Source organism: Gelidibacter pelagius, from assembly GCF_017581925.1.
Lineage (GTDB): Bacteria > Bacteroidota > Bacteroidia > Flavobacteriales > Flavobacteriaceae > Gelidibacter > Gelidibacter pelagius.
Genome location: NZ_JAGEVG010000052.1, coordinates 1 through 1,800, shown reverse-complemented (window position 1 = coordinate 1,800; position 1,800 = coordinate 1). Strand labels below are relative to the sequence as shown.

The following is a 1,800-nucleotide window of genomic DNA, read 5'->3' as shown; positions in this document are numbered from 1 at the left end:
ACCTAAATGGATTGCAACTTTCTACGTTTAACAATCTAAATGAAAACAGCAAAACAGATGTTTTAAATTATCTCATTGCAAATGATTTTAGTGAAGAGGCCAAGGATTTTGCTATATACGCTGTCCATATTTTAAATAACAATTCTGAAGCCAACCCCTTGATTGGCGCAGACTGTCGGAGCTTCGAATACTCATTTCCTCCAGGAGCTCTCCAGAGAGGTTGCGCGGTGGAAGATTTCAATCACACCTTTTACACTGCTGGGGTGAGACCAAATGGTAGTCCATATTATGGCGAAATTGACTCAATAATTCCTATTATATATTTTACAGGTCCCAATTCGATGACAAATGGTCGCTCTGCGAATTTAACTGCTGTTGCAGTTACATTAGCTATCCGAGCTACTGACATATACTACGGAGCGAATCCTGATATCTCCGCCACTATGTTAGGTTATTTCTTCAGAGACGCTCTTATTGCTGAAATGGCAGCATTCGGAGGTTCTGTAAGTACCACTAAGGAACCATTTCCAATATCCAAGCCTGTGCCCGATACATCACAAGTCTCATGGGCCTAAGCAATCCATACAATTGCGAATGAGATATTTAGTTAAAATAACGATAATTCTAAATATAATTTTTATGAATAAAAATATAGAATTTGAATTTTTATTAGGCAAACCAGTTTCAAAATTCTCTGAGACCATTGGTAATGATTTTGAAAATAAACTTTTTAAAAATAATTTTTACTATATTCCTGATGATACAAGCAAGAAAAACTTCTGTGAAATGGACTATAATTGTCTTTCTATTTTAACTGATGAAATAGATAATGTACAATCAATAACAATTCATTTTCGTGAGATTATTTCTATACATTCATATAATTTATTAATTAAAAAATATGGAAAACCAAACAACATCCTTATTGCTGAAAACAAACAAGTTATAAGCGAAAGTATCTCTGAAGATGTTGATTTCAGACAACATTTAACTAAGAGTAATTTTGATTTAAAAGAAGGTACGTTTGAAGAAAACCCCTTATATATTATATGGTTAAAAGAAAATTATCAAATTAAAGCTTTTCTAAGGTATAAACAGAAAACAAGTGAAATTACATTTAGTGTTTTAACTAAAAACTAAATTCAATATTATAATTATCAAATTTAAATTTCCTAAGTTGTAACATTGATATTTCCAATATAGCTTTATAAGCTATTCTATATAGTATATTAAATATTTATCAATAGGCAGTAATTGGTGCTATGAAGTAATTTAAACTTTAAAAAAAAATAAAAGGGTTGCCGCCCATTTACGTTAACATTGGATGGAACCGGTGGTCTATAACTCTCTTTTATACATCCCTATTGCCGTTATTGGAGGGTACAATGTACAGGATGTTTCTATTGTTTACTTTTTCTCCATCGTCATTGGGCATTTGAACCACGCCAATTTAGGCTGGAATTACGGACCGTTGAAATACATTTTCAACAATCCGAAAATGCATATCTGGCACCATGTTAAAGAACTACCAGAGCATAAAAAGTATGGCGTGAACTACGGATTGACTTTAAGTATTTGGGACTATATATTTAACACACATCATATCCCGCATGACGGAAGGGATATTGAACTTGGATTTGACGATGAAGAAGATTTTCCAAAAACATTTGTCAAGCAAACCATGTATCCGATAAAACCAGGAAGCAAAAAGGAATAGACTTACCACACCTTTAATTTCTCGCTTATTTTGGAGTTTTTTTACTCTTCCAAACCCTTGTCAACATTCAGTGTTAAGGTTTT

Annotated in this window: 2 protein-coding genes and 1 pseudogene; all 3 read left to right on the top strand. The window is 32.7% G+C overall.

The features are described 5' to 3' along the window. On the top strand, window positions 1-575 hold a 575-nt coding region (locus J4051_RS18770; protein WP_208235422.1), incomplete at its 5' end, for a hypothetical protein. 64 nt (window positions 576-639) lie between these two features. After that, window positions 640-1,140 carry a hypothetical protein gene (locus J4051_RS18765; RefSeq protein WP_208235421.1) on the top strand — a complete coding sequence of 167 codons (501 nt, stop codon included), beginning with the start codon at window positions 640-642 and terminating at the stop codon, window positions 1,138-1,140. A 145-nt stretch (window positions 1,141-1,285) separates the two neighbouring features. Then, a pseudogene (locus tag J4051_RS18760) lies at window positions 1,286-1,717 on the top strand (sterol desaturase family protein); the annotation flags it as partial. Window positions 1,718-1,800: the final 83 nt, after the last annotated feature.

Excerpts from the sequence above, each read along its gene's own strand:
- J4051_RS18765 (WP_208235421.1), top strand. The coding sequence starts at position 640 with ATGAATAAAAATATAGAATTTGAATTTTTATTAGGCAAACCAGTTTCA.